The 24,286-nt window shown below is 51.0% G+C and carries 18 protein-coding genes and 1 pseudogene; 14 read left to right on the top strand and 5 right to left on the bottom strand.

The window, feature by feature from the left end:
• Window positions 1-12 precede the first annotated feature (12 nt).
• A pseudogene (locus tag AT746_RS11700) lies at window positions 13-2,341 on the top strand (acyl-CoA dehydrogenase).
• A 908-nt stretch (window positions 2,342-3,249) separates the two neighbouring features.
• On the top strand, window positions 3,250-3,465 hold the full coding sequence (locus AT746_RS11695; protein WP_062480515.1) for a DUF2061 domain-containing protein: 216 nt from the start codon (window positions 3,250-3,252) through the stop codon (window positions 3,463-3,465).
• A 25-nt stretch (window positions 3,466-3,490) separates the two neighbouring features.
• Here AT746_RS11695 and AT746_RS11690 read toward each other — a convergent pair whose 3' ends face one another.
• Window positions 3,491-6,886, bottom strand: a complete 3,396-nt coding sequence (locus AT746_RS11690; RefSeq protein ID WP_062484168.1) for a PAS domain-containing hybrid sensor histidine kinase/response regulator — start codon at window positions 6,884-6,886, stop codon at window positions 3,491-3,493.
• A 306-nt stretch (window positions 6,887-7,192) separates the two neighbouring features.
• Between AT746_RS11690 and AT746_RS11685 the strand changes: the two genes are divergently transcribed.
• The 6 genes from AT746_RS11685 to AT746_RS11660 all read left to right on the top strand — a co-directional run bounded on the left by AT746_RS11685 (window position 7,193) and on the right by AT746_RS11660 (window position 14,477).
• Complete coding sequence (locus AT746_RS11685; protein WP_062480513.1) at window positions 7,193-7,456, top strand: DUF4212 domain-containing protein; 264 nt, start codon at window positions 7,193-7,195, stop codon at window positions 7,454-7,456.
• Between the two features lie 5 nt (window positions 7,457-7,461).
• Entirely contained in the window at window positions 7,462-9,228 is a 1,767-nt protein-coding gene (locus AT746_RS11680; RefSeq protein WP_062480510.1) for a sodium:solute symporter family protein, read from the top strand.
• Window positions 9,229-9,307: 79 nt separating this feature from the next.
• Window positions 9,308-9,826: a hypothetical protein gene (locus AT746_RS11675; protein WP_062480508.1), complete on the top strand. Its 519-nt coding sequence runs from the start codon at window positions 9,308-9,310 to the stop codon at window positions 9,824-9,826.
• 25 nt (window positions 9,827-9,851) lie between these two features.
• Window positions 9,852-12,329, top strand: a complete 2,478-nt coding sequence (locus AT746_RS11670) for a putative nucleotidyltransferase substrate binding domain-containing protein (RefSeq protein ID WP_156413683.1) — start codon at window positions 9,852-9,854, stop codon at window positions 12,327-12,329.
• Between the two features lie 76 nt (window positions 12,330-12,405).
• Window positions 12,406-13,455 (top strand): cysteine synthase A, encoded by a 1,050-nt coding sequence (locus AT746_RS11665; protein ID WP_062480504.1) that lies wholly within the window; start codon window positions 12,406-12,408, stop codon window positions 13,453-13,455.
• Window positions 13,456-13,619: 164 nt separating this feature from the next.
• Entirely contained in the window at window positions 13,620-14,477 is an 858-nt protein-coding gene (locus tag AT746_RS11660; protein WP_062480502.1) for an aminotransferase class IV, read from the top strand.
• A gap of 115 nt (window positions 14,478-14,592) precedes the next feature.
• Here the strand turns inward: AT746_RS11660 and fur are convergent, their stop codons facing one another.
• Window positions 14,593-15,012: a ferric iron uptake transcriptional regulator gene (gene fur / locus AT746_RS11655; protein ID WP_062480500.1), complete on the bottom strand. Its 420-nt coding sequence runs from the start codon at window positions 15,010-15,012 to the stop codon at window positions 14,593-14,595.
• A 231-nt stretch (window positions 15,013-15,243) separates the two neighbouring features.
• Between fur and AT746_RS11650 the strand changes: the two genes are divergently transcribed.
• Window positions 15,244-17,262 (top strand): HAMP domain-containing methyl-accepting chemotaxis protein, encoded by a 2,019-nt coding sequence (locus AT746_RS11650; protein WP_062480498.1) that lies wholly within the window; start codon window positions 15,244-15,246, stop codon window positions 17,260-17,262.
• Here the strand turns inward: AT746_RS11650 and rrtA are convergent.
• Complete coding sequence (gene rrtA / locus AT746_RS11645) at window positions 17,252-17,845, bottom strand: rhombosortase (protein WP_062480495.1); 594 nt, start codon at window positions 17,843-17,845, stop codon at window positions 17,252-17,254. The genes AT746_RS11650 and rrtA overlap by 11 nt on opposite strands.
• A 142-nt stretch (window positions 17,846-17,987) precedes the next feature.
• On the opposite strand from rrtA, the gene AT746_RS11640 reads away from it, so the two are divergent.
• The 5 genes from AT746_RS11640 to AT746_RS11620 all read left to right on the top strand — a co-directional run bounded on the left by AT746_RS11640 (window position 17,988) and on the right by AT746_RS11620 (window position 22,713).
• Window positions 17,988-18,752, top strand: a complete 765-nt coding sequence (locus AT746_RS11640) for an enoyl-CoA hydratase (protein ID WP_062480493.1) — start codon at window positions 17,988-17,990, stop codon at window positions 18,750-18,752.
• Window positions 18,753-18,763: 11 nt separating this feature from the next.
• Window positions 18,764-20,500 carry a gamma-glutamyltransferase gene (gene ggt / locus AT746_RS11635; protein ID WP_062480492.1) on the top strand — a complete coding sequence of 579 codons (1,737 nt, stop codon included), beginning with the start codon at window positions 18,764-18,766 and terminating at the stop codon, window positions 20,498-20,500.
• A 123-nt stretch (window positions 20,501-20,623) separates the two neighbouring features.
• Window positions 20,624-21,199: a helix-turn-helix transcriptional regulator gene (locus tag AT746_RS11630; protein ID WP_156413682.1), complete on the top strand. Its 576-nt coding sequence runs from the start codon at window positions 20,624-20,626 to the stop codon at window positions 21,197-21,199.
• Window positions 21,200-21,282: 83 nt separating this feature from the next.
• Window positions 21,283-22,032 carry a CPBP family intramembrane glutamic endopeptidase gene (locus AT746_RS11625; RefSeq protein WP_082633247.1) on the top strand — a complete coding sequence of 250 codons (750 nt, stop codon included), beginning with the start codon at window positions 21,283-21,285 and terminating at the stop codon, window positions 22,030-22,032.
• Window positions 22,033-22,713 carry a MauE/DoxX family redox-associated membrane protein gene (locus AT746_RS11620; RefSeq protein ID WP_062480486.1) on the top strand — a complete coding sequence of 227 codons (681 nt, stop codon included), beginning with the start codon at window positions 22,033-22,035 and terminating at the stop codon, window positions 22,711-22,713.
• 7 nt (window positions 22,714-22,720) lie between these two features.
• On the opposite strand, the gene AT746_RS11615 is transcribed toward AT746_RS11620, so the two are convergent.
• Together AT746_RS11615 and cysK are read right to left on the bottom strand one after the other, a co-directional pair.
• On the bottom strand, window positions 22,721-23,179 hold the full coding sequence (locus tag AT746_RS11615; protein ID WP_231730925.1) for a hypothetical protein: 459 nt from the start codon (window positions 23,177-23,179) through the stop codon (window positions 22,721-22,723).
• 136 nt (window positions 23,180-23,315) lie between these two features.
• Window positions 23,316-24,281, bottom strand: coding sequence for a cysteine synthase A (gene cysK, locus AT746_RS11610; protein WP_062480482.1), 966 nt, complete (start codon window positions 24,279-24,281; stop codon window positions 23,316-23,318).
• Between the last annotated feature and the right edge of the window lie 5 nt (window positions 24,282-24,286).

Genomic DNA, 24,286 nt, shown 5'->3' with positions numbered 1-24,286 from the left:
GAGGGTGTTATTATGTCTATTCTGTTAATTATTCTGGTGGTGGTCGCCATTATTTTAGGCGTCACCGAGATCAGACGAAACCTGATTACCAAGCCGGTATTTCAAATTTTTAAAAAAATTCTGCCACCCATGTCCAGCACGGAGCGTGAGGCCATGGAAGCGGGCTCAATCTGGTGGGAAGGGAGCTGTTTCGCGGTAAGCCTGACTGGAACACCCTGCATGGCTATGCCAAGCCGGCCTTAAGCGACGAAGAGCAGGCCTTTATGGACAATCAGGTTGAAACCCTGCTGGCCATGCTGGACGACTTTAAAATCGTTCACGAGCAAAAAGATCTGCCCAAAGAAGTCTGGGATTATCTGCGTAAGGAAGGCTTCTTTGCCATGATCATTCCCAAGTCTTTTGGCGGTAAAGAGTTCTCTGCCATTGCCAATTCCACTATCGTTTCACGCATATCGACCCGCTCATTAAGCGCAGCGGTAACGGTGATGGTGCCGAATTCCTTAGGCCCCGGTGAGTTGCTGATGCACTACGGCACGGCGCAGCAAAAAGATTACTGGCTGCCGCGCCTGGCCGATGGAACGGATGTGCCTTGTTTTGCGCTGACCGGCCCTGAGGCGGGCTCTGATGCTGGTGCTATTCCTGATGAAGGTATTGTCTGTAAGGGCATGCACGAAGGCAAAGAAGTGCTGGGTCTGAAACTGACCTGGGACAAGCGCTATATCACGCTGGCACCGGTGGCCTCTGTACTGGGTCTGGCATTTAAGATGTATGACCCTGATGGATTACTGGGCGATAAGAAAGAGCTGGGTATTACCTGTGCCCTGATCCCTACCGATCACCCGGGTGTGGAAACCGGGGAGCGTCATTTCCCTGTGGCCATGGCCTTTATGAACGGCACCACGCGCGGTAAAGATGTGTTTATTCCGCTGGACTGGATCATCGGTGGTCCTGATTATGCCGGCCGTGGCTGGCGCATGCTGGTGGAGTGTCTCTCTGCGGGCCGCGGTATTTCGCTGCCGGCACTGGCTACCGCCAATGCCCAGCTCTCTGCCCGTACCACAGGGCCTATTCAGTTGCCCGTAAACAGTTTGGTCTGTCTATCGGTAAGTTCGAAGGGGTACAGGAAGCCATGGGGCGTATCGGTGGCCTGACCTATACCCTTGAAGCCATGCGTACCATGACGGCAGGCGCTATCGATCTGGGTGAGAGTCCCTCAGTCGTCACCGCCATTGCCAAATATCATATGACCGAGATGTCCCGCGAGGTGATCAATGACGCCATGGACATCCACGCCGGTAAAGGTGTGCAACTCGGGCCGAAAAACTATCTGGGCCATCAGTACTTTGGTACCCCGGTAGCTATTACCGTGGAAGGGGCGAATATCCTCACCCGTAATCTGATGATCTTTGGTCAGGGTGCCACGCGCTGCCACCCTTATGTGTTTGCAGAAATGGAAGCGGCAGCCAATGAAGATGCCGAGCAGGGGCTGAAGGATTTCGATGGTCTGTTAATTAAGCACGTGGGCTTTGCAACGGGTAACTTCTTTGCTGCGCTGTGGCAGGGGCTTACAGGCGGTCGTCTGAATGGCGCGCCGGTATCCGGTGAAACCGCTGTGTACTATAAGCAGTTGTCCAGAATGTCCAGAGGGCTGGCATTGTGTGCCGATTTCTCAATGCTGATTTTAGGCGGCGATCTGAAGCGTAAAGAGATGATTTCGGCGCGCTTAGGTGATGTTCTCAGTCAGTTGTATATCGCTTCTGCGGTACTTAAACGTTACGAAAGTGACGGTCGTCAGGTGGCGGACTTGCCTTTTGTTCACTATTCGCTGCAGCGTTGTCTGCATAAGATTGGCCATGCCTTCGGTGGTTTTTTCCAGAACTTCCCCAATCGTCTGGTGGCCAATGTGGTCAAGCGGGTGGTGTTCCCATGGGGTATTGGTTATCAGATGCCAGAGGATGATATTACCCAGAAGGTCAGTGACAGCCTGATGCAGCCTGGTGTGATGCGCGATCGTCTTACGCATCTGTGCTATATCGGTGACAAAGAGGATGATCCGGTTGGTATCGTTGAACGGGCCTTTATCGCCATGCACGATGTGGTGCCGATTGAGAAAAAATTGCTCAAGGCACAAAAGGCCGGTCAGCTGGTCCGTAAACTGCCCTTTGAAAAAATGCTCGAAGCGGCACTGGAGCAGGAGATTATTTCTCAGCACGAAGCCGGACAGCTTAAACGCACCGATGTGTTGCGCCGTAACGCCCTGAGTGTGGATGATTTTCAGCCGGGCGAACTGGAGAATCTGGGTAAAAAGTCTCAGCCTGCGAAGAAAAAATCCGTGGCCTGATACGTAAAAACCCCCGGATTCCGCTTCGCTGCATCCGGGCTACAAGACACTGATTGTTATGTAGCCTGACAAGGAACGAAGCGGATCGCGGGAAATCGCTTCTGATAAATAAAACCGGTTGTCCATAGCAACCGGTTTTTTTATTGGACCCAGAAAAATGCATAAAAGCGAATTTTTCAACACAGAGGCACGGAGAACACAGAGGTTTAAAAGATTTTCCACCGCGGAGTCGCAGAGGACGCGGAGATTTAAATCTGTAACCCTGATTAACTCCGCGTCCTCTGCGGCTCTGCGGTAAATTTAACAAAAGCAAAAGGCGCTGGATGCCCGATAACGACACTCGGGCATGACCGCCAGTCGTTCCCGCATGCTGTTGGCGGGAACCCAGTGCCTTGTTATTTTCCACCAACCCCGCAAAAAGTGAATACCATGACAGCGGATAGAAAGGGCCAAAACATCTCTGCGCCTTTGCGCCTCAGCGAGACCAACGGAATAAAAGCTTAAGATCTCGACAAGGCGCAGAGGATGTAACCTATAAGTGATGTATCCCCTTGGTATTTTTCTTCGTGCTCTTCGAGCCTTTCGTGGTCCAAAAAAATCACCACGAAGAACGCGAAGAGCACGAAGAGGGTAATAGCAGAATATCTTCAAGCCTTTGCGCTCTTTCAGCAACTGACACCTGAGGGCTGACAACTGACGACTTAAATTATGCTTCTCTGTGCTCTCTGTGCCTCTGTGGTTAAGTCTTTTATAAAGGGCGCTGGGTGCACGATAACGGCGTTCGGGCATGACGGGCACTCAATATTTTATTTCTAATCTAAATAATAGATTTAGATATTTAATTTTAATCGTTATTTAAACTTGTAGCTCATTGTTATGCTCAGTTCATAGATTAAAAGGAGCTGGCCATGACTAAGACATTTACCTTTGCACTGATACATTTCAGTATCGCCTTTGGTATCACTTATCTGCTTACCGGTGATGTACTGATTGGTGGTCTGGTGGCGTTGATTGAACCTGCAGTCAATACCGTGGCGTTCTACTTTCATGAGAAAGTCTGGAAGAAGATTGAGCAACAAAAAGCATGGCGTCAGAGCAGCACGGGCAGCCGCGTCCTGGTCTGAATATGTGACTATCATCAGGGGCTGTTTACCCCTGATGATGCTCGATCCAGGCTTTCAGCGCAGCAGGCTTAATGGGCTTAGCTAAGAAACTTACCTGCATTCTCTGAGCTTTATTTTTAAGGCTTTCATCCTTGTTGGCGGTGACCAGCAACGCGGGTATATCCGTTCGCCAGGCGCTGCGCAGTTTCTCAATCAGGGCCAGTCCGTCAGTGTCTTCACTGTCGAGCTGATAATCGATCACCAACAGATCCGGGGCGCTGTGCTGCCCTGAATACTCCAGCGCTGTGTTTACCCTGTCCAGATAGTCGCCACTGCAGCCCCACTTACCCAGCAAACTTTGCAGCGCATCGAGATTGGTGGGGTCATCATCCACACAGAGTACTCTGGTGTGCTCGAAGCGCTGCAGAGGCCCCTGATGGCGATCATTACTTTTACCCAGGGCTTGACTACCGAGGGGAATACGCACGCTGAAGCAACTGCCAAGGCCCACCTCTGAGCGCAATGTGATGGGATGGTTAAGCTGTTCACTCATTTTTTTGACCACGCCCAGGCCTAACCCCACACCTTTTATCTGGCCACGGTGAGCACGATAGAAGTCGGAGAAAATATCATCCTGTTCGGTTTGAGAAATGCCCAATCCGTTGTCCCAGACCTGTACCAGAATATGGTCACTGCGTTTTCTGCATCCCAACAACACCTTGCCGCCCGGACTGTATTTGATGGCATTAGAGATAAGGTTCTGTAGAATCCGGCGCAGGTAAGTGGGGTCGCTGTGTACCACCGCCTGAGAATTGCGGATATGCAGGGTTACCCCGTTCATCTCCGCCAGCCCTCTGAATTCCTGCTCCAGAGAATGGATTAAATCTGTCAGGGCAAAATGGGACAGAGTAGGGGTGAGTGCACCCTGCTCCAGCTTGGCGATTTCCAGCAGGGTAGAAATCAGTTGTTCGCTGGCGTTTAACGAGGCACCCAATTTACGGGTAATCTGCAGGTTGTGTTCAGACAGCTCATCGTCATTCAGCGCCGATAAATACAGGCGGGCGGCATTCAGGGGCTGCAAAATGTCATGGCTGGCCAACGCCAGAAAGCGGGTCTTGGAGCGATTCGCCTGTTCGGCCTGATGCTTGGCATGTTTGAGTTCCTGATTGATCTCACGGATCTGACGGGTGCGATGATCGATACGCTTTTCCAGATCGATATTGGCCTCTTCCAGCGCTTTTTGGATCTCTACATGTTCGGTAATGTCATTAAAGCTGGTAACAAAACCACCGGTTGGCAGGGGATTACCGTTCATTTCGATGACCCGGCCATCAGCACGGCGGCGGATAAATCGGTGTTGCGAGCCTTGCTGCATATGCTGCAGGCGTTTTTGTACCAGTTCTTCCACGTCGCCGGTACCACACTCTCCGCGCCGGGCATTGTAGCGCACCAGGTTCTCAATGGGCTGGCCGATTTCTACCAGTCCCGGTGGGTAGTCAAATAAATCCAGATAGGCCTTATTCCAGGCCACCAGTTTCAGATCCTTGTCGACTACGCTGATCCCCTGGCTGAGGTTTTCGATACTGCTGAACAATATGGCCTGATTGGCTTTCAGTGCTTCGGTGGTATCTTCGAAAAAGGTAAAGACTTCTTCCACATCCATCTGCTGGCCTGAGATCAGTACCTTGATCAGTGAACGGGCGGAGCTTCCGCCGAGCACGCCAGCCAGGCTGCGCTCACAGAACTGGATGAAGTTGTCACTGGGCGTGGCATTGTCAGTAAGCTCGGTGTGATGCTCTTTACAATAGTGGTCCATTAACTGTTCGGTGCGACTGCTGCCCACAAAGGTTTTCAGCAATTCCTTAAGATCCACATTACTGATCTTGCTCTGAGCAGTGACGCGCTTATTGACTTCGGCATCGGCATTGGGCGTGACAAAGGCGCTGGCCTGCACGCGCTCAAGCAAACTGTGCCCGGCGCTTAAGGAGAACAGCAGATATCCGGTAATATTTGCCAGCCAACTGATGGCGACGCCCTGAGTGATAATACTGGTGCTGTTTAAGGTGCCTGTTTGCCCGGCCAGTGGCATCATCACAAACATCACCCAACAGCCCAGCCCCAGCGCCAGGCCGCCGATGACCCCACTGGCGTGGCCCTGTTTCCAGTACAGCCCGCCAAGAATAGCCGGGGCAAGTTGTACCACCAGCGAAAACGCCAGCAATCCCATACTGGATAAGGCGCTGCCGTCGGCCCAGATGACAAAATAGCTATAGGCCATCAGCAGAATCAGCAGGATCACCAGGCGGCGAATATTGAGCAGGCGTTTTTTGTAATTTTTATCTTTGAGCCAACGCTGCGGCTGATTCTTCAGCAGCAGCGGCACAATGACATCATTGGTAAGCATGGTGGAAAGGGCCAGACCGGATACCACGATCATGGCCGTGGCAGCAGAAATTCCACCAATAAATATCAACAGACTCAGCAGATGATGGCCCTGGGATAAGGGCAGTTGCATCAGGAAGGTATCCTGATCTACCCCTGAGCCAGCAAACAGAATATTGCCGGCCATGGATACCGGTATGATGGCGATTGCAGTGAGCAGCAGATAGAGTGGAAACATCCAGCGGGCCATGGCCAGATGTGAGCTTTTGTGATTATCCACAATCATCACATGGAACTGACGTGGCAGGCAGAATATGGCGGCAGCTGCCATCAGCGCCTGCATCACAAAATCAAAACCTGAACCTTGCCAGTCCTGCCATTGATTGACCTGCGTGGTAACGGCCTGCCAGTTGGTGTCCGGCGACATTAACAGGGCATAGGCGAACAGTCCGGCGAAACATAATCCGAACAGTTTGACCAGTGACTCCGCACCAATAGCTAACATCAGCCCGGAGCGATACCGGGTAATGTCCGCATGGCGCGTGCCAAACAGTACCGCAAACAGCGCCATAATCAGGGTAGCGACCAGGGCTTTGATATTATTGCCGCCACCGCTTTCAAGGTTGGCAAAGACCGCGAAACTGGCATCCACTGCCTTAAGCTGCAAGGCGATATAAGGGATGGTGGCCAGGGTCATTAGCAGGGTCACCAGCACGGCAATACTGCGCCTTTTACCATACCGGGATGAGACAAAATCTGAAACAGAGGTAATATTCTGACGCTTACTCACCAGCAGCATTTTATGCAGCATGGGGTAGCCGAACAGGAATAGTAGTACCGGGCCAAGCAGAATAGGTAAATATTGCCACTGGGACTTGGCCGCTTCACCAATGGCACCGTAATAGGTCCATGACGTGCAATAGATCCCCAGAGCGAGACTATAGATCAACGGATGGCGGGCCAGCCGATTCGCCCGGGAGCCTGACTGATCACCACGCTGAGCCAGCCAAAACAACAGGCCCACGTAAGCCAGGGCTGCCAGAATCCAGAAAAGCGTTATCGCCATGTCAGTGCTCTTTTCAATAAATTGCTGTTATTACTCTGCGATAGCACTCAGTTGCAATCCAATGCGTGAGCTCAGAACAGCATTCAGTTAAACGCAGATACAAGCATTAAACCCCAATCCGGGCCTATACGACTATGGTCTAGGCCCTGACTCAAGGTGCCTGAAACAATGCAAAGTCCCTGATAAAGCACCATTGTGCCAAATTTTTTCTGCCGTGTTCGACTAAAGTCGGGCTGGTAGCTTAAGCAGCGACTGATAGATTAACAATTGTTTTACAACAATAACGATAGGAGTAAACAAATGGCGGACGACAAAAGTATCGCCCAGGCCTACTGGAAGGCTAACTTGCGTTTGATTGCCGGCTGTTTGGTAATCTGGGCGCTGTCATCCTATGGCTTCGGTATTCTGTTTCGGCCCTGGCTGGCCGGTATTAGTATTGGTGGCACCGATCTTGGCTTCTGGTTTGCCCAGCAGGGCTCCATTCTGACCTTTATCGCGCTGATATTTTTCTATGCCTGGAAAATGAACCAGCTTGATAAACGCTTCGGCGTGAATGAGGAGTAAGGGCCATGAGTCAATTTGCGATTAATCTGATTTTTGTCGGTGCCTCCTTTGCGCTGTACATCGGCATTGCTATCTGGGCCAGAGCCGGTACGACCCGGGATTTCTACGTGGCCGGAGGCGGCGTGCATCCGGTGATGAACGGGATGGCTACTGCGGCAGACTGGATGTCAGCGGCGTCCTTTATCTCCATGGCGGGCCTGATTGCCGCCGGCGGTTATGCCAACTCCACATTCCTGATGGGATGGACAGGCGGCTATGTGTTGCTGGCCATGTTATTAGCACCTTATCTGCGTAAGTTCGGTAAATTTACGGTGCCGGAGTTTATCGGCGACCGTTTTTACAGCTCAGGTGCCCGTTTAGTGGCGGTGACCTGTCTTATCATCGCTTCTGTCACTTATGTAATCGGGCAGATGACCGGGGCCGGTGTGGCGTTCTCGCGCTTTTTGGAAGTAGAGAGCGACACCGGGCTGATGATTGCCGCAGTGGTGGTATTCCTGTACGCGGTAATGGGTGGCATGAAGGGCATCACCTATACCCAGGTAGCACAGTACGTGGTGCTGATTATTGCCTATACCATTCCTGCGGTATTTATCTCCTTGCAACTGACCGGTAACCCGATTCCGGCCTTTGGCCTGTTCTCTGAACATACTGAATCCGGAATGCCACTGCTGGCAAAACTGGATCAGGTGGTCAATGAACTGGGTTTCAGGGACTATACGGCTGATGTTTCCAATAAACTGAATATGGTGCTGTTTACCTTGTCACTGATGATAGGTACGGCTGGTCTGCCCCATGTGATTATCCGTTTCTTCACTGTACCTAAGGTAGCCGATGCCCGCTGGTCGGCTGGTTGGGCGCTGGTGTTTATTGCTTTGCTTTACCTGACTGCACCTGCAGTGGCATCTATGGCGCGTCTGAATCTGCTTAACACCATCTACCCTGATGGTCCGACAGCAGATGCAATCAAATATGACGAGCGCCCGGACTGGATCCAGACCTGGGAGCAAACCGGACTGATTCAGTTTGAAGACAAAAACAACGACGGTCGTATTCAGCTTTACAATGACAGTGCTGAGTTTGCCGAAACAGCATCACAAAGAGGCTGGAATGGTAATGAGCTGAGCGTGAATAACGACATTCTGGTACTGGCTAACCCGGAGATCGCCAATCTGCCACCCTGGGTAGTGGGCCTGATTGCTGCCGGTGGTCTGGCTGCAGCATTGTCTACGGCTGCCGGATTGTTGCTTGCCATCTCTTCGGCTATCAGTCACGACCTGATCAAAGGTTCGATTAATCCGAAGATCTCCGAGCGTGGTGAGCTGCGTGCGGCGCGGATTTCCATGGCAGTGGCGATTGTGGTGGCGACCTGGCTGGGGATGAATCCGCCGGGCTTTGCAGCGCAGGTAGTGGCACTGGCCTTTGGTATTGCCGCAGCGTCTATCTTCCCGGCATTGATGATGGGGATATTTTCTACCAGGGTTAACAACAAAGGTGCCATCGCCGGTATGCTGGCGGGTCTGTTGTCTACCGTGATATATATCTTTATCTATCTGGGCTGGCTGTTTATTCCTGGCACCAATAATCTGGCCAATACTCCGGATAACTGGTTGCTGGGTATATCACCGCTGTCTTTCGGTGCCGTTGGCGCAGTGATCAACTTTGCGGTGGCCTTTACGGTATCCGCTATGACTGAAAAGCCGCCGAAGGAAATCCAGGAACTGGTAGAAAGTGTGCGTTATCCAAGGGGCGCAGGCGTTGCAACGGGGCACTGAGTGACGTCTCGTGTTTGACCGATAAAGCGGGCAGACTTGCCCGCTTTATTTTTGTTCTGAAACAGGAATCTGAATCATTATGTTATGGGAATTTGTCGCTACTATTATCGCCGGAGTCGGGGCTGCAGGTATCGCACTGTTCCTGCGCTGGTTAAGCAATAAAAAAGCACCGAAATGGCTGATCCCTGTGTTTGCCGGATTAGGTATGCTGGGATTTCAGATCCAGTCAGAGTACAACTGGTATCAACACCAGCTCAGCCTGCTGCCTGAGGGCATTGAAGTGGTCAGGGAAGTACAGGAGCAAAGCTGGTACAGGCCCTGGAGTTATCTGTGGCCACAAACACTGCGCTTTATGGCTGTGGATGTAAAAAACGCGGCTGCTAATCAGCAACATCCGCACCTGATGCTGGTGGATTTATACTTTTTTCAGCGCCGGGCGAGCGCGCGCCGGGTTCCTCAGGTTATTGACTGCCATGCTGGTGCCCGTGCCCACTTTTCCGCAGAGTTGTCGGTGAATGCAACAGGACAGCAAGCCGATTCAGATTGGGTGAAGCTGGATAAGGAAGATCCATTGTTGTTGACCGTATGCACACAATGATGATTCTTTGGGAGTACTGATACTGATGGATAACATTGATTCTGCCAGAATATTTCTCAGTCGCTGTGCACCTTTTGACAGGCTGAGCTCAGCGCAACTGGACTACTGTCTTAAGCATCTGCAATTGCATTATCTGTGTGACGAGAGCCTGGATGAGGTGGTACCCAAAGACAGACCACAACTCTACCTGATTAAAAAAGGCGTATTTGATCTGCTGGGTAATCATAATCAGCTGATTGAGCGTCTCGAACCGGGCGACCTGTTTGGTTACCCTTCATTGCTGACAAAACGCCCAATCACTAACAGACTTAAGGTTCTGGATGATGGTCTGATGTACAGCCTGTCGCAGACCCCTTTTGATTATTTGTGTGAACATAATCAGGAGTTTGCGGATTATTTTTCAAGGGCACTGGGAGACAGGTTGCTGACCGAGTCACGTAATCAGGAGCATGACTGGACGCAGTTATCGGTGGCCGATATCCTCGAGCGTACGCTGGTTTCCATTGGAGCCGATTGCAGTGTTGCTGAGGCGGCCCAGCGGATGACGGAGAACAAAGTCTCCTGTCTGCTGATTCAGGACAATGACGAGTTACAGGGGATTATCACTGACCGGGACATCCGTTCGCGGGTAGTGGCAGCGAGGCAATCTTATGACCAGCCGGTCAGTGAGTTTATGACCTCGCCGGTGATTAATCTGGACTGGCAGGCTCCGCTGTTTGATGCCATGCAGGCGATGACTGGTGAGAATGTGCATCATGTGGCCGTGGTCAAAGACAATAAACCCATAGGGGTTATTACCGCAACGGATTTGATGCGTCAGCAGCGCAGTGAACCTCTGTTTCTGGTTAATCGGATTCGCAAAGCCGATACCGTTGAGCAGTTACAGGCCATCGCTGAGCTGGTGCCTGAGCATTTGCATCAGTTTGCCAACCGGGTAGTGGATGTGCGTCTGGTGGGCGATTTACTGGCGAGTTTTACCGATGCTTTCAATATTCGCCTGATTCGTTTGTATAAGCGAGAGCATGGCACCGCACCTTTTCCTTTCGTATGGCTGACCTTTGGCTCCCAGGCCCGCCGCGATCAATCCTTAAGTTCAGATCAGGACAATGGTTTATTGCTGGAACGGGAGCCGGATGCCGAAGAGGCTAAATGGTTTGCCGGATTGGCTGACTTTGTCTGTGATGGACTGGCCCGCTGCGGTCTTAAGCTCTGCGGTGGCAATATTATGGCCTCCAATGACGAATTACGGGTGTCGGAACAGGCCTGGGTGAAGAAATTTAAAGGTTGGATCCTGGAGCCGGATCAGGATGCACTGATGCGCACCAATATTTTCTTCGACCATCGTGCGCTTTACGGCGATAACCGGTTGTTTGAGCGTTTTGACAGTGCTGTCAGTAAGCTTGCCACCAATCAGATCTTTCTGGCCAATCTGGCGGCGAACAGCGCCGATTTGGCAGTACCTATCGGCTTGTTTAACCGCTTTCGCACTCAGAAGCTGGATGATGAGCAGGAGGTGATTGATATTAAGAAAAGCGGCATCGCTATCCTCAATGATATCGCCCGCATTCACTCTCTGGCAGCCGGTATCCGCGATTGCAGCACCCCGGCGAGGATACGGAGATTGTCTGAGTTGGGGGCAATAAATCGTCGCGATGGCGAAGACTGGCTGGCAGCCTGGCGTTTTCTGGTGCAGATGCGCCTTGAGCATCAGCTCAATCAGACAATTCCGGATAACCTGATTGCCCCGGATAAACTCGACTCACTGGCCCGCCGACAACTCAAAGCCGCCTTCAGGCTGATTAAGGATGCACAGGAAGGACTTGGCCTGAGCTATTCCCGGGGGCCTTTTAATGCGCGGAGCCTGTTAATGAACAAACTGATGCAGCGACTGAGGCAGTGGTTTGGCGGCAATCAGGATACCCTGCTATGGCAGCAATATCGCTATCTGGCCATCGATCTGGAATTATCCGGGCTGGATCATAAAAAAGACCAGATATTATCTGTGGCCTGGGTGCCTGTTCAGCCGCCGCATATTTTACTGCATCAGCGCCAGAATTTTATAATCAATACTCAGGTTACACTGGGGCAAAGCCCAGCTATTCATGGCCTGACCCGGGAGAATTTGGAGCAGGGGGCTGAGCTTAAGGATGCCTTGCGTAAACTGGCTGAGGAGACTCAGGCCTATCCCAATACCCTGTGGTTGTTTCATCATGCCCCTCTGGATATGGCATTTTTGCGTGAGGCCCATGAGTTATCGGGGCTTGAGTTTTTGCCGCCGAAGCTTATTGATACTCTGGCCCTTGAGCACAAAACCCTCAAACGGCGGGGCAAAGAGCCGGAAATTGAAGGGCTGAGTCTGGATAAATGCCGGGCCAGATACGAGTTGGGCCCCCATCCGGCCCATAATGCGCTGGAAGATGCCATCGCTACCGCAGAGCTGTTTCTGGCTTACTGTTATCGCAATTTTCGCGCCGAGTCCCATACTCTTCGCAGTTTGCTTTAATCGGCTGTGACGGATTGGTATAGAAGCCGAAAAGGTTTAACCTTGTGATTAGTCATTTCCCTTGCTGAGTCATATTATGATCCTTGCCCGCCATCAGGCTGAACTAATAGGTAATACCGATTTGTTGCGTATCCACTCCCTGTCAGAGCTGACCGGCTGTGATATCTATCTGAAATGTGAATTTCAGAATCCGGGCGGTTCGATCAAAGACCGGGCAGCGCTGCAGATGGTGCAGGATGCGATAGAAAAAGGTGAGCTTAAATCCGGTATGACCATAGTCGAGGGAACGGCAGGCAATACCGGCATCGGCCTGGCTTTAGTGGCCAAGTCTTATGGTATGCAGATGCTGGCGGTGATGCCCAATGATCAGGCCAAAGAGAAAGAACGGGTGCTGGAGCTTTATGGCGCCAAGCTGATGACCGTCGACCCTTGTCCTTTTGCCAATCCTAATCATTTTTACCACAGGGCAAAAGCCGTGGCCGGACAACATAAAGATCACTGGTGGGCTAATCAGTTTGAAAACACCAGTAACGCCAGGGCCCATTACCTGCACACAGGCCCGGAAATCTGGCAACAGACTGAGGGCAAGGTGGATATTCTGGTCTCAGCAGCAGGCACCGGCGGCACCATTGCCGGTAACTCCATGTATTTAAAAGAACAAAATCCGGATGTCAGAATCTGGCTGGTGGATCCCGACGGTTCAGGGATTTATGACTATCTTAAAAGCGGTGAATATAAGAATCATGGCGGCTCTATCACCGAAGGCATCGGTATTATGCGAATGGTGGAAAATTTCCGTAAGGCCAGGGTCGATCATGCTATAAACCTGCCGGATACGGATCTGGTTACCATTGCCCGCTATGTACGCAATAAAGATGGCATAGTGCTGGGCAGCAGTTCGGCGCTGAACGTGGCCGGTGCCCTGTTTGCAGCACTGTATAGTGGGCCGGGCAAATGCATTGTCACTTTTGCCTGCGATTTGGGCGAACGCTCTGCCTCCAAGCTCTACAATACCGCCTATCTGCAACAAAAAGGACTGCTGGACTGTCCCAAGGACGTCAAACCGCTGATGGAAAAGTATCGCAGTCAGAAACTGCGCAATGCAGTGGTTGCCACGGATAAATAGCCTGCGGGCGGATTGCGCACTGGATTCCTGTCTGTGTGAATAATTATCCAGGGGCATTGGCATTATATGGCTGCTAAATTTGATCTATAAATTGATGGCGCCGGTGATGTTTAGGCACAGAACATTGTTGTATGATGGCGACCGTTTTTTCGCCGGAGCCTTCTATGAGCATTGTTTATCTCAACGGTCAGTTTATCCCCAAAGAGCAGGCCAGTATTTCTCCTATGGACAGAGGTTTTTTGTTTGCCGACGGGGTCTACGAGGTGGTGCCTTCCTATCAGGGTAAGATGGTTGGTTTTAAACAGCATATGCAGCGTCTCAATGATGGTCTGGCAGCGCTGGAGATTGCTGTAGATATGACCCTGGCGCAATGGCAGAGGGTGTTTGAGCAACTTCTGCAGCAAAATGGTGGCGGTAACCTGGGTATTTACCTGCACATCAGCCGTGGCAGGGAAGATAACCGTGCTCATCGTTATCCACAGCAATTAGCCCCGACCATTTTTGCTTTTACTTTTGAGATCCCCGCCGAGCCGGTGGCAGAAATTGACAAAGCCCATACTTATAAGGTTGTGTCTGAGCAGGATAAACGCTGGAAGCGCTGTAATATCAAGTCTACTGCATTGCTTGGCAATATTATGCACTATCGTAGCGGACAGAAGGCGTCGGTAGATGAGGTGCTGCTATTTAATGAGCGCAATGAGCTGACGGAAGCCGCTGCCTGTAACGTGTTTATTGTCAAAGATGGTGTGGTGGTGACACCTCAGCTCGACAATCAGATTTTGCCTGGGATAACCCGTTATATTCTGCTCGACGCCCTTGAGCAGGATGGTCAGATTCCGGTAGAGGTGCGCACGGTGACCATGGATGAAGTTCGCCAGGCGGATGAAATCTGGCTGACCAGTTCCAGTAAAGAAGTGGCGCCAGTGGTTGAACTGGACGGTGAAACCGTGGGGAATGGCCAGGCCGGGCCAGTCTGGCAACAGGCTCAGGCACTGTTTAGCCGGGTTAAATACCAGTACTAACGGAAGCTATTTTTTACCACAAAGACGCCAGGAACGCGGAGAAAGAAAAATTATCTCTCAATCTCCGCGTACTCTGCGACTCTGCGGTTAAAAAGATTTTTCCTGTATTTCCGGTTTATCTGTCTTCGCAGTTTGGCTGGCAGACACCATACAGATAGAGGCTGTGGTGGGTGAGTTTGATATTGTTCTTCTCGGCCACCTCAATCTGGCGTTTCTCGATAATGTCGTCTTCAAATTCGATCACTTTGCCGCATTTGAGGCATACCAGGTGATCATGGTGTTTCTTCTGACCCATCTCAAACACGGACTTGCCGCCCTCAAAATGGTGGCGATCCAGTAAGCCCGCGTCATCAAACTGATTCAGAACCCGATAAACTGTGGCCAGACCGATTTCCTCGCCTTGCTCGAGCAGGATCTTATATACATCTTCTGCGCTGATATGCTGATTAGCCGGATCCTGCAGAATTTCCAGGATTTTGATTCTCGGAAGGGTCACTTTCAACCCGGCTTTTTTTAATTCTTGGTTCTGTTCCATGCAAAAACGCCGATAAAAAACGAGATGAAACCATTATAAGGCAGTGAGCCAGGATGAAAAGGCATTCCGTGGCAATTGAGAAACAATTTCAGATTGTTATTATGGTGTTAACTGGTACGACCAATTGAGCTTGAGCCATCTTGAGCGGTTTATCGCCACAAACAGCTCCAGATTCGTCTATAACTGGACTGTGGAAAGATTGTTTTAACAGGCATTTCAGGTAGTTAATTTATGCGTATAACCGTTGTGGGGAAGATCATCACCGGCTTTGTGTTGTTCGGTGTGTTGTTATTAATTACCAATGTCACCTCTTATTGGGGTCTGTCAGATATCCGTCAGAGTGCGCGCCTGGTTGTTGATGAAAAGATGCCGGTGCAGTCGCAGATGCTGATTGTGCAGACCCGGTTACTGGCTCTGGCTAAGATCTCCACTGAAGGTTATTACACTGGCGCTGATGAAAAGCTACTGGCCAGTCAGCAGCAATTTGAAACCCTCAGGCAGGAGCTCTATAGCCAACTGGAGCGGTTGCAGAAATTACCTTTGAATCCACAGGATAAAGCCTTGCTCTCCAGTGCGACTCAGGCCACAGAAGACTATCTGGATCAAGCCGATAAGATGTACCAGTCACGGATCCGCGGTTTGTCGTTGCAAACGGAGATCGACGCGCTGGCGTTGGAAACAGAGTATACCGGCAGTGATGCCGGGGCCAATTTGCTGGATATGTCGTATCTGGATGGGGCAGAGGAAGGAACCCTGGCGCAGGTGGTCGGCGCCGGCGCGCGGATAGACAATATTATTGTTACTTTGCTTAATGCTACCCGCGAGTTTGCCATCGTTCGCGACAGAGAACTGAGTCAGACCATCAGAGATAATCTGCAACTGACGATGGGCGATCTGAACAACAATGTTGAGTTTATCAATCGCATTGCCGACGGGGTCGATACCGACGGCCTGATGGAGGCGTTTAATCAGCAATATCAGAAATTTGTTGAGCAATATGAGGGCAGCAATGGCCTGTTTGAGTTAAAGACTCAGCGACTCGACAGTCTGGCTCAGGCCGAACAACAGATGCTTGCTGCAGAAGCCAGTATGCGGCAGGCTCGCACCGATATGGGGGAGCTGTTCGATAAGGTTAACGCCGATACCCTGCAGGGACAGAATGCCATACTCGATGCGGTGCAAAGCAATATCTTTAAAAGTGTGCTGATCATGTTGCTGGCACTGGTGATGGTGGTGATCATAGGAGTGACTGCTGCAAGGAGCATTTCACGGCCACTGGCCAGGATCCGCAATAGTCTCAGTGTGATCAGCAGCGGTGATCTGACTCATAAAGCGGACAGCAGCGGTGAGGATGAGTTTGCCGCTCTGGCCCGGGATGTGAATGAGCTGAGCACCGGGTTGCATCAGGTGGTATCACAGATATTGCGTCAGGAAACCCTGCTTGAGGAAGCTATTACCAGCAGCGAAAACTTGTCTGAAAACACCCTCAGGCAGGTTCAGCAGCAAACCGAACAGGTACGGGAGACGGCGGACAATACAACCAGTGTACGCCAGACCAGTAAAAGTAATCTGGATCAGATACAGCGAAGTACGGCGAGGCTGTCTGAAGTGGCCAGCCAGACCCGCCATGCCGGCGATCTGGTCAGCCGCTCGAAAAAACAGATCCTGGCCCAGGCGGATCAGGCAGGTCATTCCGCTGAAATTATCAATCGTCTGCAGACCAACAGCAATAATATCGGCGGTATTCTGGATGTGATCAAGACCATTGCCGAGCAGACCAACCTGCTCGCTCTGAATGCTGCTATTGAGGCCGCCAGAGCAGGTGAGCAGGGCCGGGGTTTTGCGGTGGTTGCCGATGAAGTCAGAACTCTGGCCAATCGTACACAAAGCTCCACCGAAGAGATTGAACAGATGATTTCCAGCTTGCAAGCGGATGCGAAACAGGCTGTGGATGCCATGAGCTCCGGTCAGCAGCAGGCCAGGGACAGCGTCGAGCAGATAGGGCAGGTTGATGAGGAAATACAGGCTATTGAGCAGATTATCAGTGATCTAAATGCCATTAACGAGCAGATTGTTGAAGACACAGGGCATCAGGACCAGTTACTCGATGCCGTAACTACCAGCCTGGAGCGGATAGTGGAACTGGCGGAGAAAAGTGCCGACTCCACCCGTGATTCCAGTGCGGCTATGAGCCAGGTAGGAGAGCTGATGAAACAGCTGAATAAGGCCGTATCGCGGTTTAAGTTGTAATACTTTTCTTGCTAAAGAATAACACCGGCAGACAGAACAGCAAGCCACTTATGGCGCCCAGTAAATGGGCTTCCGTTGCGACTCTGGCTTCAATAAGCCGGCTTACACTTTGGTCGCCGCCGAAAGCAGCTTCATAGCCAATTTTCACGGCCAGACCCAGCAGCAACAGCCATCCTGTTCGCCGACCTGTTCTGATATCGCTCAGGGCTCCCCAGGCAAACAGGCCATGCAACACACCGGACAGTCCTACATACCACTGTAATTCCGGTACCAGCAGGTAGAGACCCACGCTGGTCACTAAGGCACAGCCTGTGGTAATGCCGGCATAGTAAAAGGGCCGGTAGTATTCACCAAACACCGCCCACAACAGAACCACACCGGCACTATTGAGCAATAAATGATTCAGATTGGTATGCAGCAAATGTGCACTGAGCAGTCGCCACCACTGATATTCAGAAATGCCATCGCGATGATAGGCAAGTAATTCGTAACTTACCGGGCTCAGGGCATGGGCAAGCACAATCAGTATCAATAATACCAGGGGGCCTGAAAACTGAGGGGTCTTTAAGGGCAGGTTTAACATAAATAAATGACTGAAGGCTGCGGTTATGGATGACGCTTTTTTAGCATCATACCGTCAAGGTACCCGATCAGCATCTGTTTATTGTTTTTACACACTGGTAAAGTGCGGCTACTTTATGGCAGAAATATCAGGCAGGGTCGCAATGTCAGAAATTCTCATTCAACAAAACAATCAGATAACGGAAATCATCTTTAACCGGGCAGACAAGAAAAATGCCCTGACCCATGCCATGTATCAGCAAATGGCTGAGGCGCTTGAGCAAGCCACTGCCTCTGAGCAAACCAGAGCGGTGCTGTTCAAAGGCGAGGGGCAGGATTTTACTGCCGGAAATGATCTGAATGATTTTGCCAAAGCGTCAGGCCCTGAGCAGGTTGAGCAAACCGTGCGCTTTATGACCGCACTGATGAAATGTCCTTTGCCTGTGGTTGCTCAGGTGCAGGGTATGGCAGTGGGGATCGGCACCACATTGCTGCTGCACTGTGATCTGGTCTATTGTGCCGATAACGCCCGCTTTTCAATGCCCTTTATTAACCTTGCGCTGGTACCTGAATATGCCTCCAGTTACCTGCTGCCCAGACTGGTGGGCCATCGTAAGGCTGCACAATGGCTAATGGCGGGTGAGCCCTTTGACGCCAGTGAGGCGGTCCAGTTTGGTCTGGTTAATCAGGCCTTGCCAGTTGCAGAGCTGGACGACAAGGTGAATAAGGTGATGCAGAATCTGGTCAGCAAGCCCAGGCAGGCGATGAAACTGACCAAACTATTGATGAAAACCTCTCATCAGGAAGTCACCAGACATATGCATAATGAACTGGATCTGTTTGTTAAGCAGTTGAAGTCAGATGCTGCCAAAGAGGCCTTTGCGGCCTTTCTGGAAAAGCGTAAGCCAGATCCGTCACGTTATAACTAAGGGGTAGAAGGATGCAGTTGCGGGTATTGATATTACTTTGTCTTGTCACACTCAATGGTGTTGCCAAACCGGATAAAAGAGAAGACCGGGAGCCGGAAGCGGCAACCGGTTATCAACAAAAGACGGCGGTAGAATCTGATAGCGCCATGGTCAGTGCGGCCAACCCTCATGCTTCAAAGGCAGGTAAAATTATTCTGCGCGAAGGTGGCAGTGCCATCGATGCGGCAGTGGCCATTCAGGCCATGCTGACACTGGTTGAACCTCAGTCTTCGGGTATTGGTGGCGGCACCTTTATTCTTTACTGGGATAATGAAAACAAACGCCTGCATACCTTCGATGGCAGAGAAAAAGCGCCACAGAATGTGGATCCCAATATGTTTATTCAGGGGGACAAACCCAAGCCCTGGCGTGAAGCCATCGTTGGCGGGCAGGCTGTCGGTGTTCCGGGCGCTGTCAGTGCGCTGGAAATGGCTCATCAACAATTTGGCGTTTTGCCCTGGAAACGTCTGTTTAAAGACAGTATCGAGCTGGCACAAAAGGGATTTGAAGTGTCACCACGGCTGGCAAAACTGGTGGCCATGGATATTCATCCGGGAGTAAAGCGTTTTGATACAACCAGAGCCTACTTTTATCCTGACGACGCACCCATTGCCGCTGGTAGTGTATTGAAAAACCCGCAACTGGCTGACAGCCTGAGCCGGATTGCGGAAGCCGGTGCAAAGGGATTCTATCAGGGGCCCCTGGCGGAGCGAATCGTCAATGCTGTGCAGCATGCCAGTATTAATCCGGGACGACTGAGCCTTAAAGATATGCAGACATATCAGCCGGTGCAGCGTGAACCTTTGTGCGGGGAATACAAGGTCTACAGGGTTTGTGGCATGGCACCGCCGAGTTCGGGTGGCGTGGCGATATTGCAGACCTTAGGGATGCTGGAGTCCTTTGAACTGGAGCAGTATCAGCCAAACAGCCTCGAGGCCCTGCATTTGTTTACCCAGGCATCCAGGCTCGCCTTTGCTGACCGTGAAGCCTATGTGGCAGACAGCGACTTTACCGGCCTGGATATGCAACCTTTGCTGGATAAACAGTACCTGTCAGAGCGTGCCTCACTGATTGAAAAAGATCAGGACATGGGCGTGGCGCTGGCGGGTAAACCTTATGCTGAAAACACCCTGACCGCAGGTCAGGCATATGAGTTGCCGAACACGAGCCATATTGCTATTGTCGATAGCAAAGGTAATGCGGTGTCTATGACCAGCAGCATTGAGATGGCTTTCGGTTCTGGTCTGATGGTTGGCGGGTTTTTGCTGAACAATCAGATGACAGATTTTTCGTTTATCGCAGAAAAAAATGGCAAACCGGTAGCCAATCGCATTGAACCGGGTAAACGGCCGCGCAGCTCGATGGCGCCGGCGATGGTGTTTGATTCACAAGGTGAACTGTATCTGGTAGTCGGTTCACCGGGTGGCAGTCGTATTATCAACTATGTCACTCAGACCCTGATTGGGGTGCTGGACTGGAAGCTGGATATCCAGCAGGCCATTAATCTGGCTAAGATCACTAATCGTAACGATTATACGGCCCTTGAGAAGGGTACCCCATTGGCACAGTTCGCTAAAGAGTTTGAAAAGCGAGGCCATGATGTCAGGGTGATAGATCTGAACAGTGGTATTCATGGTGTGTTGCTCAAAAACGGTAAACGTATTGGCGGCGCGGATCCCAGGCGCGAAGGCGTGGCACTGGGGCTGTAATTGCCTTGCTGACAGGCGCTGGGGGTGATATTGACGGCGGCGGAAACAAAGCGACTAAAGCAGTATTGGTTAAGGGCGAACTTAGGCTGTATCGCTATAACACTGCTGTTGATTGGGGTTGTTGTGTTGATTTGGCTGACGCTGAATAGAGTGGTGATTCTGGACAGAGGCCAGTGGCTGCTCATTGGACCGCTAATCCTGTTCTGGCTCTGGTTATTGCGCCATTTTCCCGGTCAGTGGCTGAAGATAAAACGGGATCTACAGCTAAAGCACGTGAAGATCCTGCAAGGGCTGGCTAATGTGTATGTTAAACCCGGTGTGCTGTTGAGTCCTTCCCGCACCATATTAGCCGTGCAGGGCAAAACCTTCTCAGCCGATGGCTTGAAACCAGTGAACCTGTATCCCGGAGCCGAGGTCCGCGTCCGTTATGCAACAGAATCACAATGCCTGTTATCGGTGCAGCAGGTAGCGGAAAAAGGCCAGACTGATACAGAAGCGTTGATGCTCAGCCCTCAGGAACAGGCATTACTGAAGTTGATCAGCCAGGGGCTCGGTGATAAACATATTGCCCGAGAGTTAAATTTAAGTCCCTCCACGGTACGTACCTATAATAGCGCGTTGTACCGTAAGCTCGCCGTAAATGACCGTAAGCAAGCCATTGAAAAAGCCCGGGAGCTGGGTGTTGGTGATGTTGATTAACAACAACTGACATCTTAATCCGGGTCTTTTGGTTCACTTGTGAATAGTCTGTCAGTGCCTTTGACTGACAGGTGAATATCCTTATGTTGAACTCAAGACTTTCCAGTCCCTGGACTTTCTCTCAGGGGATCATCTTACTGTTTTGTTTTATGCTGCTATATACCGCCATATCCATGGGGCATATGCTCTGGGTTAAGCACAGCATCGGTTATCAGGCCTATTTCGCTGGCAGCACCACCATGCCGGCAAAATTGCTTGTCTTTAATCAGGCCCTGAAAGCGGGGCTTATCTTTACCGTCATCGCTGTTGCTCTGAAACACAAAGGCCTTTGCTGGCAAGCTGTGGGTTTTAAACCTTTCAGAACAAAGTGGTTATACCTGGCTGTTTTTCTGGCCATAGCGGGTTTTCTGGTTCGCGTAGTCTTAGCCAAATGGATGGTATTTGTGATGCCTCAGTGGCATGCCTTTACTGCCGCTCCGCTGCAACTGAGTGAGACCAGCATACCGGCCCTTAGTCTGTTTCTTGGCCTGACGGTACTGGTGACACCTGTGGCCGAGGAGGTGTTTTTTCGTGGTTTTTTGTTTCAGTGGTTCGCTTCCCGCAGGCCACTATGGCTGGCGGCCATTATCAGCTCGGTCATTTTTGGCGCTTCGCATATTGTTCCGGCCCAGGCCATCAGTGCGGCGCTGATGTCACTGATTATTATTTACCTCTATGTGGCCAGCGGTTCAATCTGGCCTGCTATTATTTGCCACATCACTAATAATTTATTCTCAATCAGTGCTAACCTTTTCCCACAAACGGCTTTTTTTCAATCCCTGACAGGAGGTTAAATGAGCGATCAGAATATCCTTTATCGTAAAGCTCAGTGCGGCGCTGCTGACAAGGCCGAATCGCTGCTGGAAGAACAGGATGTTGAGTTTGAGGTGGAAACCTTTGCCGATAAGCAGGAGGAACAGGCGTTTAGACAGGAACATGATGTGGCCACCACGCCGCAGTTTTTTCTTAAAGGTAAACGCATTGGTGGTTACAGTGAACTGGCTGAGTATTACGGTGAAGAAGAGGAAGACAGCAGTTATATCCCGGTGATTGCGGTGTTTGCCAGCACCTTGCTGATGACATTGGCAATGACCGGCACGGTGATGATGTTTATGGGACTGTCGTTATCGGTGCTGGCCATCTTAAAGCTGATGGACATACCGGCTTTTGTGCAGGGGTTTAAGCAGTATGATCTGCTTAGTAAGCGGGTGGCTGCTTATGCGTATGTATACCCTTTTGCCGAGTTGTTGGTTGGCCTGGGCTTTTTGTCACTGTATCTGCCCACGGTTGTCGGGCTGGTGTCTGTGTTTATCGGTGTTGTTGGTGGCGTCTCGGTGCTCAAAGCGGTCTATATCGACAAAACAGATCTGAACTGCGCCTGTGTTGGCGGCAATAACAAGGTGCCACTGGGCATTATCAGTTTCACCGAAAATGCCATGATGGCGGTAATGGGGTTGTGGTTGTTATATCAATAGGCACAAATCAGAGGAATTTATCCGCTTCGATTTCATCTACCAGCCATTCACCATTGACCTTGGTCAGATTAACCGTGCGCAGATCCTGAACGGTTTCATTATGCAGTGTGCCGGTAAAGAAGATGGTGATACTGGCCTGGTCGGCAAACTCTGAGCGCATATTGCTGTTACCGCTGTCGATTTGCATTTCCACTTTATCGTAGGGCAAGTTAATTACGTGACGCTGAAAGTTACGGTTGGTGCGGTAATTGTCCAGCAGGCGATCCATTCGATCAGTACTTAAGGTTTTAGCCCGCTCGATATTCTCATCATGATACAGGTAATCAAAAAAACTGATCGCCGCATATTCAGGTGTGCCTTTGTCCATCATGCCGTATTTACCCACACCGGAACTTTTATCCGCCTCGGTGCACGCTGTTAACGCCGTCAAAATCAGTAACAATGGAATAATAAACAGCTTTTTCAAAATCAGTCTCCGCTGGTGCTATTGACTGAAAGTCTGCGACGAACCGTTAAAAAAGTAAAGCTATACCCTTTAATACAAAAAAACCACCATCAGTAAGTGCTGATGGCGGCTTTTATCGACAGCGCTTTGCGGTGTTTTACTGGGCCAGGTCTTCTTCGCTGAAGGCACCGGCAAACAGCGGGCTGGACAGGTAACGTTCGGCAGAGCTGGGCAGGATCACCACAATGTTCTTACCGGCATTTTCCGGCTTTTCCGCCAGGCGCTTGGCCGCGATAACCGCAGCACCGGAAGAAATACCCGCCAGAATGCCTTCTTCGCGCATCAGCCGGTGCGCCATTTCCATGGCATCGTCATTGCTGACCTGCTCAACGGTATCCACCATCTCCAGATCCAGGTTGCCGGGAATAAAACCGGCTCCAATACCCTGAATTTTATGTGGGCCGGGGGTCAGTTCCTGACCGGCTTTGGCCTGAGTAATAACAGGTGAATCTGTTGGCTCAACGGCAACGCTGAGTACCTGTTTGCCTTTGGTTTTCTTCAGATAACGGCTGACACCGGTAATAGTACCGCCGGTACCCACACCGGCAATGAAGATATCGATGTTGCCGTCCAGATCCTGCCAGATTTCCGGACCGGTCGTTTTTTCATGGATCTCCGGATTGGCCGGGTTATCGAACTGTTGCAACATGATATATTTGTTCGGATCCGAGTCGACAATTTCCTGGGCCTTGGCAATCGCACCTTTCATGCCTTTAGGGCCTTCGGTGAGCACCACATTGGCGCCCAGCGCCTTAAGAAGCTTGCGTCTTTCCAGGCTCATGGTGCTTGGCATGGTCAGGGTCAGCTTGTAACCGCGGGAGGCCGCCACAAAGGCAAGCGCGATACCTGTGTTGCCGCTGGTGGGTTCCACCAGCTCTTTGCCTTCGGTCAGTACACCGCGTTTTTCAGCATCCCAGACCATATTGGCGCCGATACGGCATTTAACACTGAAACTTGGATTACGGGATTCCATTTTGGCATACACATTACCGCCGGTTACCCGGTTGAGTTTAACCAGCGGGGTATGGCCGATGGACTCTGAATTATCTTTATATACTTGCATGGGTA

Source organism: Lacimicrobium alkaliphilum (assembly GCF_001466725.1).
Taxonomy (GTDB): Bacteria; Pseudomonadota; Gammaproteobacteria; order Enterobacterales; family Alteromonadaceae; genus Lacimicrobium; species Lacimicrobium alkaliphilum_B.
Note: the sequence above shows the minus strand (reverse complement) of the source record. Positions and strands in the feature narration are given on the sequence as shown.

Bases quoted from the DNA above. Each gene is read 5' to 3' on its own strand.
- AT746_RS11650 (WP_062480498.1), top strand. From the start codon at position 15,244: ATGCGTATAACCGTTGTGGGGAAGATCATCACCGGCTTTGTGTTGTTC.
- AT746_RS11675 (WP_062480508.1), top strand. From the start codon at position 9,308: ATGTTATGGGAATTTGTCGCTACTATTATCGCCGGAGTCGGGGCTGCA.
- AT746_RS11680 (WP_062480510.1), top strand. From the start codon at position 7,462: ATGAGTCAATTTGCGATTAATCTGATTTTTGTCGGTGCCTCCTTTGCG.
- AT746_RS11670 (WP_156413683.1), top strand. From the start codon at position 9,852: ATGGATAACATTGATTCTGCCAGAATATTTCTCAGTCGCTGTGCACCT.
- AT746_RS11640 (WP_062480493.1), top strand. From the start codon at position 17,988: ATGTCAGAAATTCTCATTCAACAAAACAATCAGATAACGGAAATCATC.
- ggt (WP_062480492.1), top strand. From the start codon at position 18,764: ATGCAGTTGCGGGTATTGATATTACTTTGTCTTGTCACACTCAATGGT.
- AT746_RS11695 (WP_062480515.1), top strand. From the start codon at position 3,250: ATGACTAAGACATTTACCTTTGCACTGATACATTTCAGTATCGCCTTT.
- AT746_RS11625 (WP_082633247.1), top strand. From the start codon at position 21,283: ATGTTGAACTCAAGACTTTCCAGTCCCTGGACTTTCTCTCAGGGGATC.
- AT746_RS11665 (WP_062480504.1), top strand. From the start codon at position 12,406: ATGATCCTTGCCCGCCATCAGGCTGAACTAATAGGTAATACCGATTTG.
- AT746_RS11660 (WP_062480502.1), top strand. From the start codon at position 13,620: ATGAGCATTGTTTATCTCAACGGTCAGTTTATCCCCAAAGAGCAGGCC.
- fur (WP_062480500.1), bottom strand. From the start codon at position 15,012: ATGGAACAGAACCAAGAATTAAAAAAAGCCGGGTTGAAAGTGACCCTT.
- cysK (WP_062480482.1), bottom strand. From the start codon at position 24,281: ATGCAAGTATATAAAGATAATTCAGAGTCCATCGGCCATACCCCGCTG.
- AT746_RS11685 (WP_062480513.1), top strand. From the start codon at position 7,193: ATGGCGGACGACAAAAGTATCGCCCAGGCCTACTGGAAGGCTAACTTG.
- rrtA (WP_062480495.1), bottom strand. From the start codon at position 17,845: ATGTTAAACCTGCCCTTAAAGACCCCTCAGTTTTCAGGCCCCCTGGTA.
- AT746_RS11620 (WP_062480486.1), top strand. From the start codon at position 22,033: ATGAGCGATCAGAATATCCTTTATCGTAAAGCTCAGTGCGGCGCTGCT.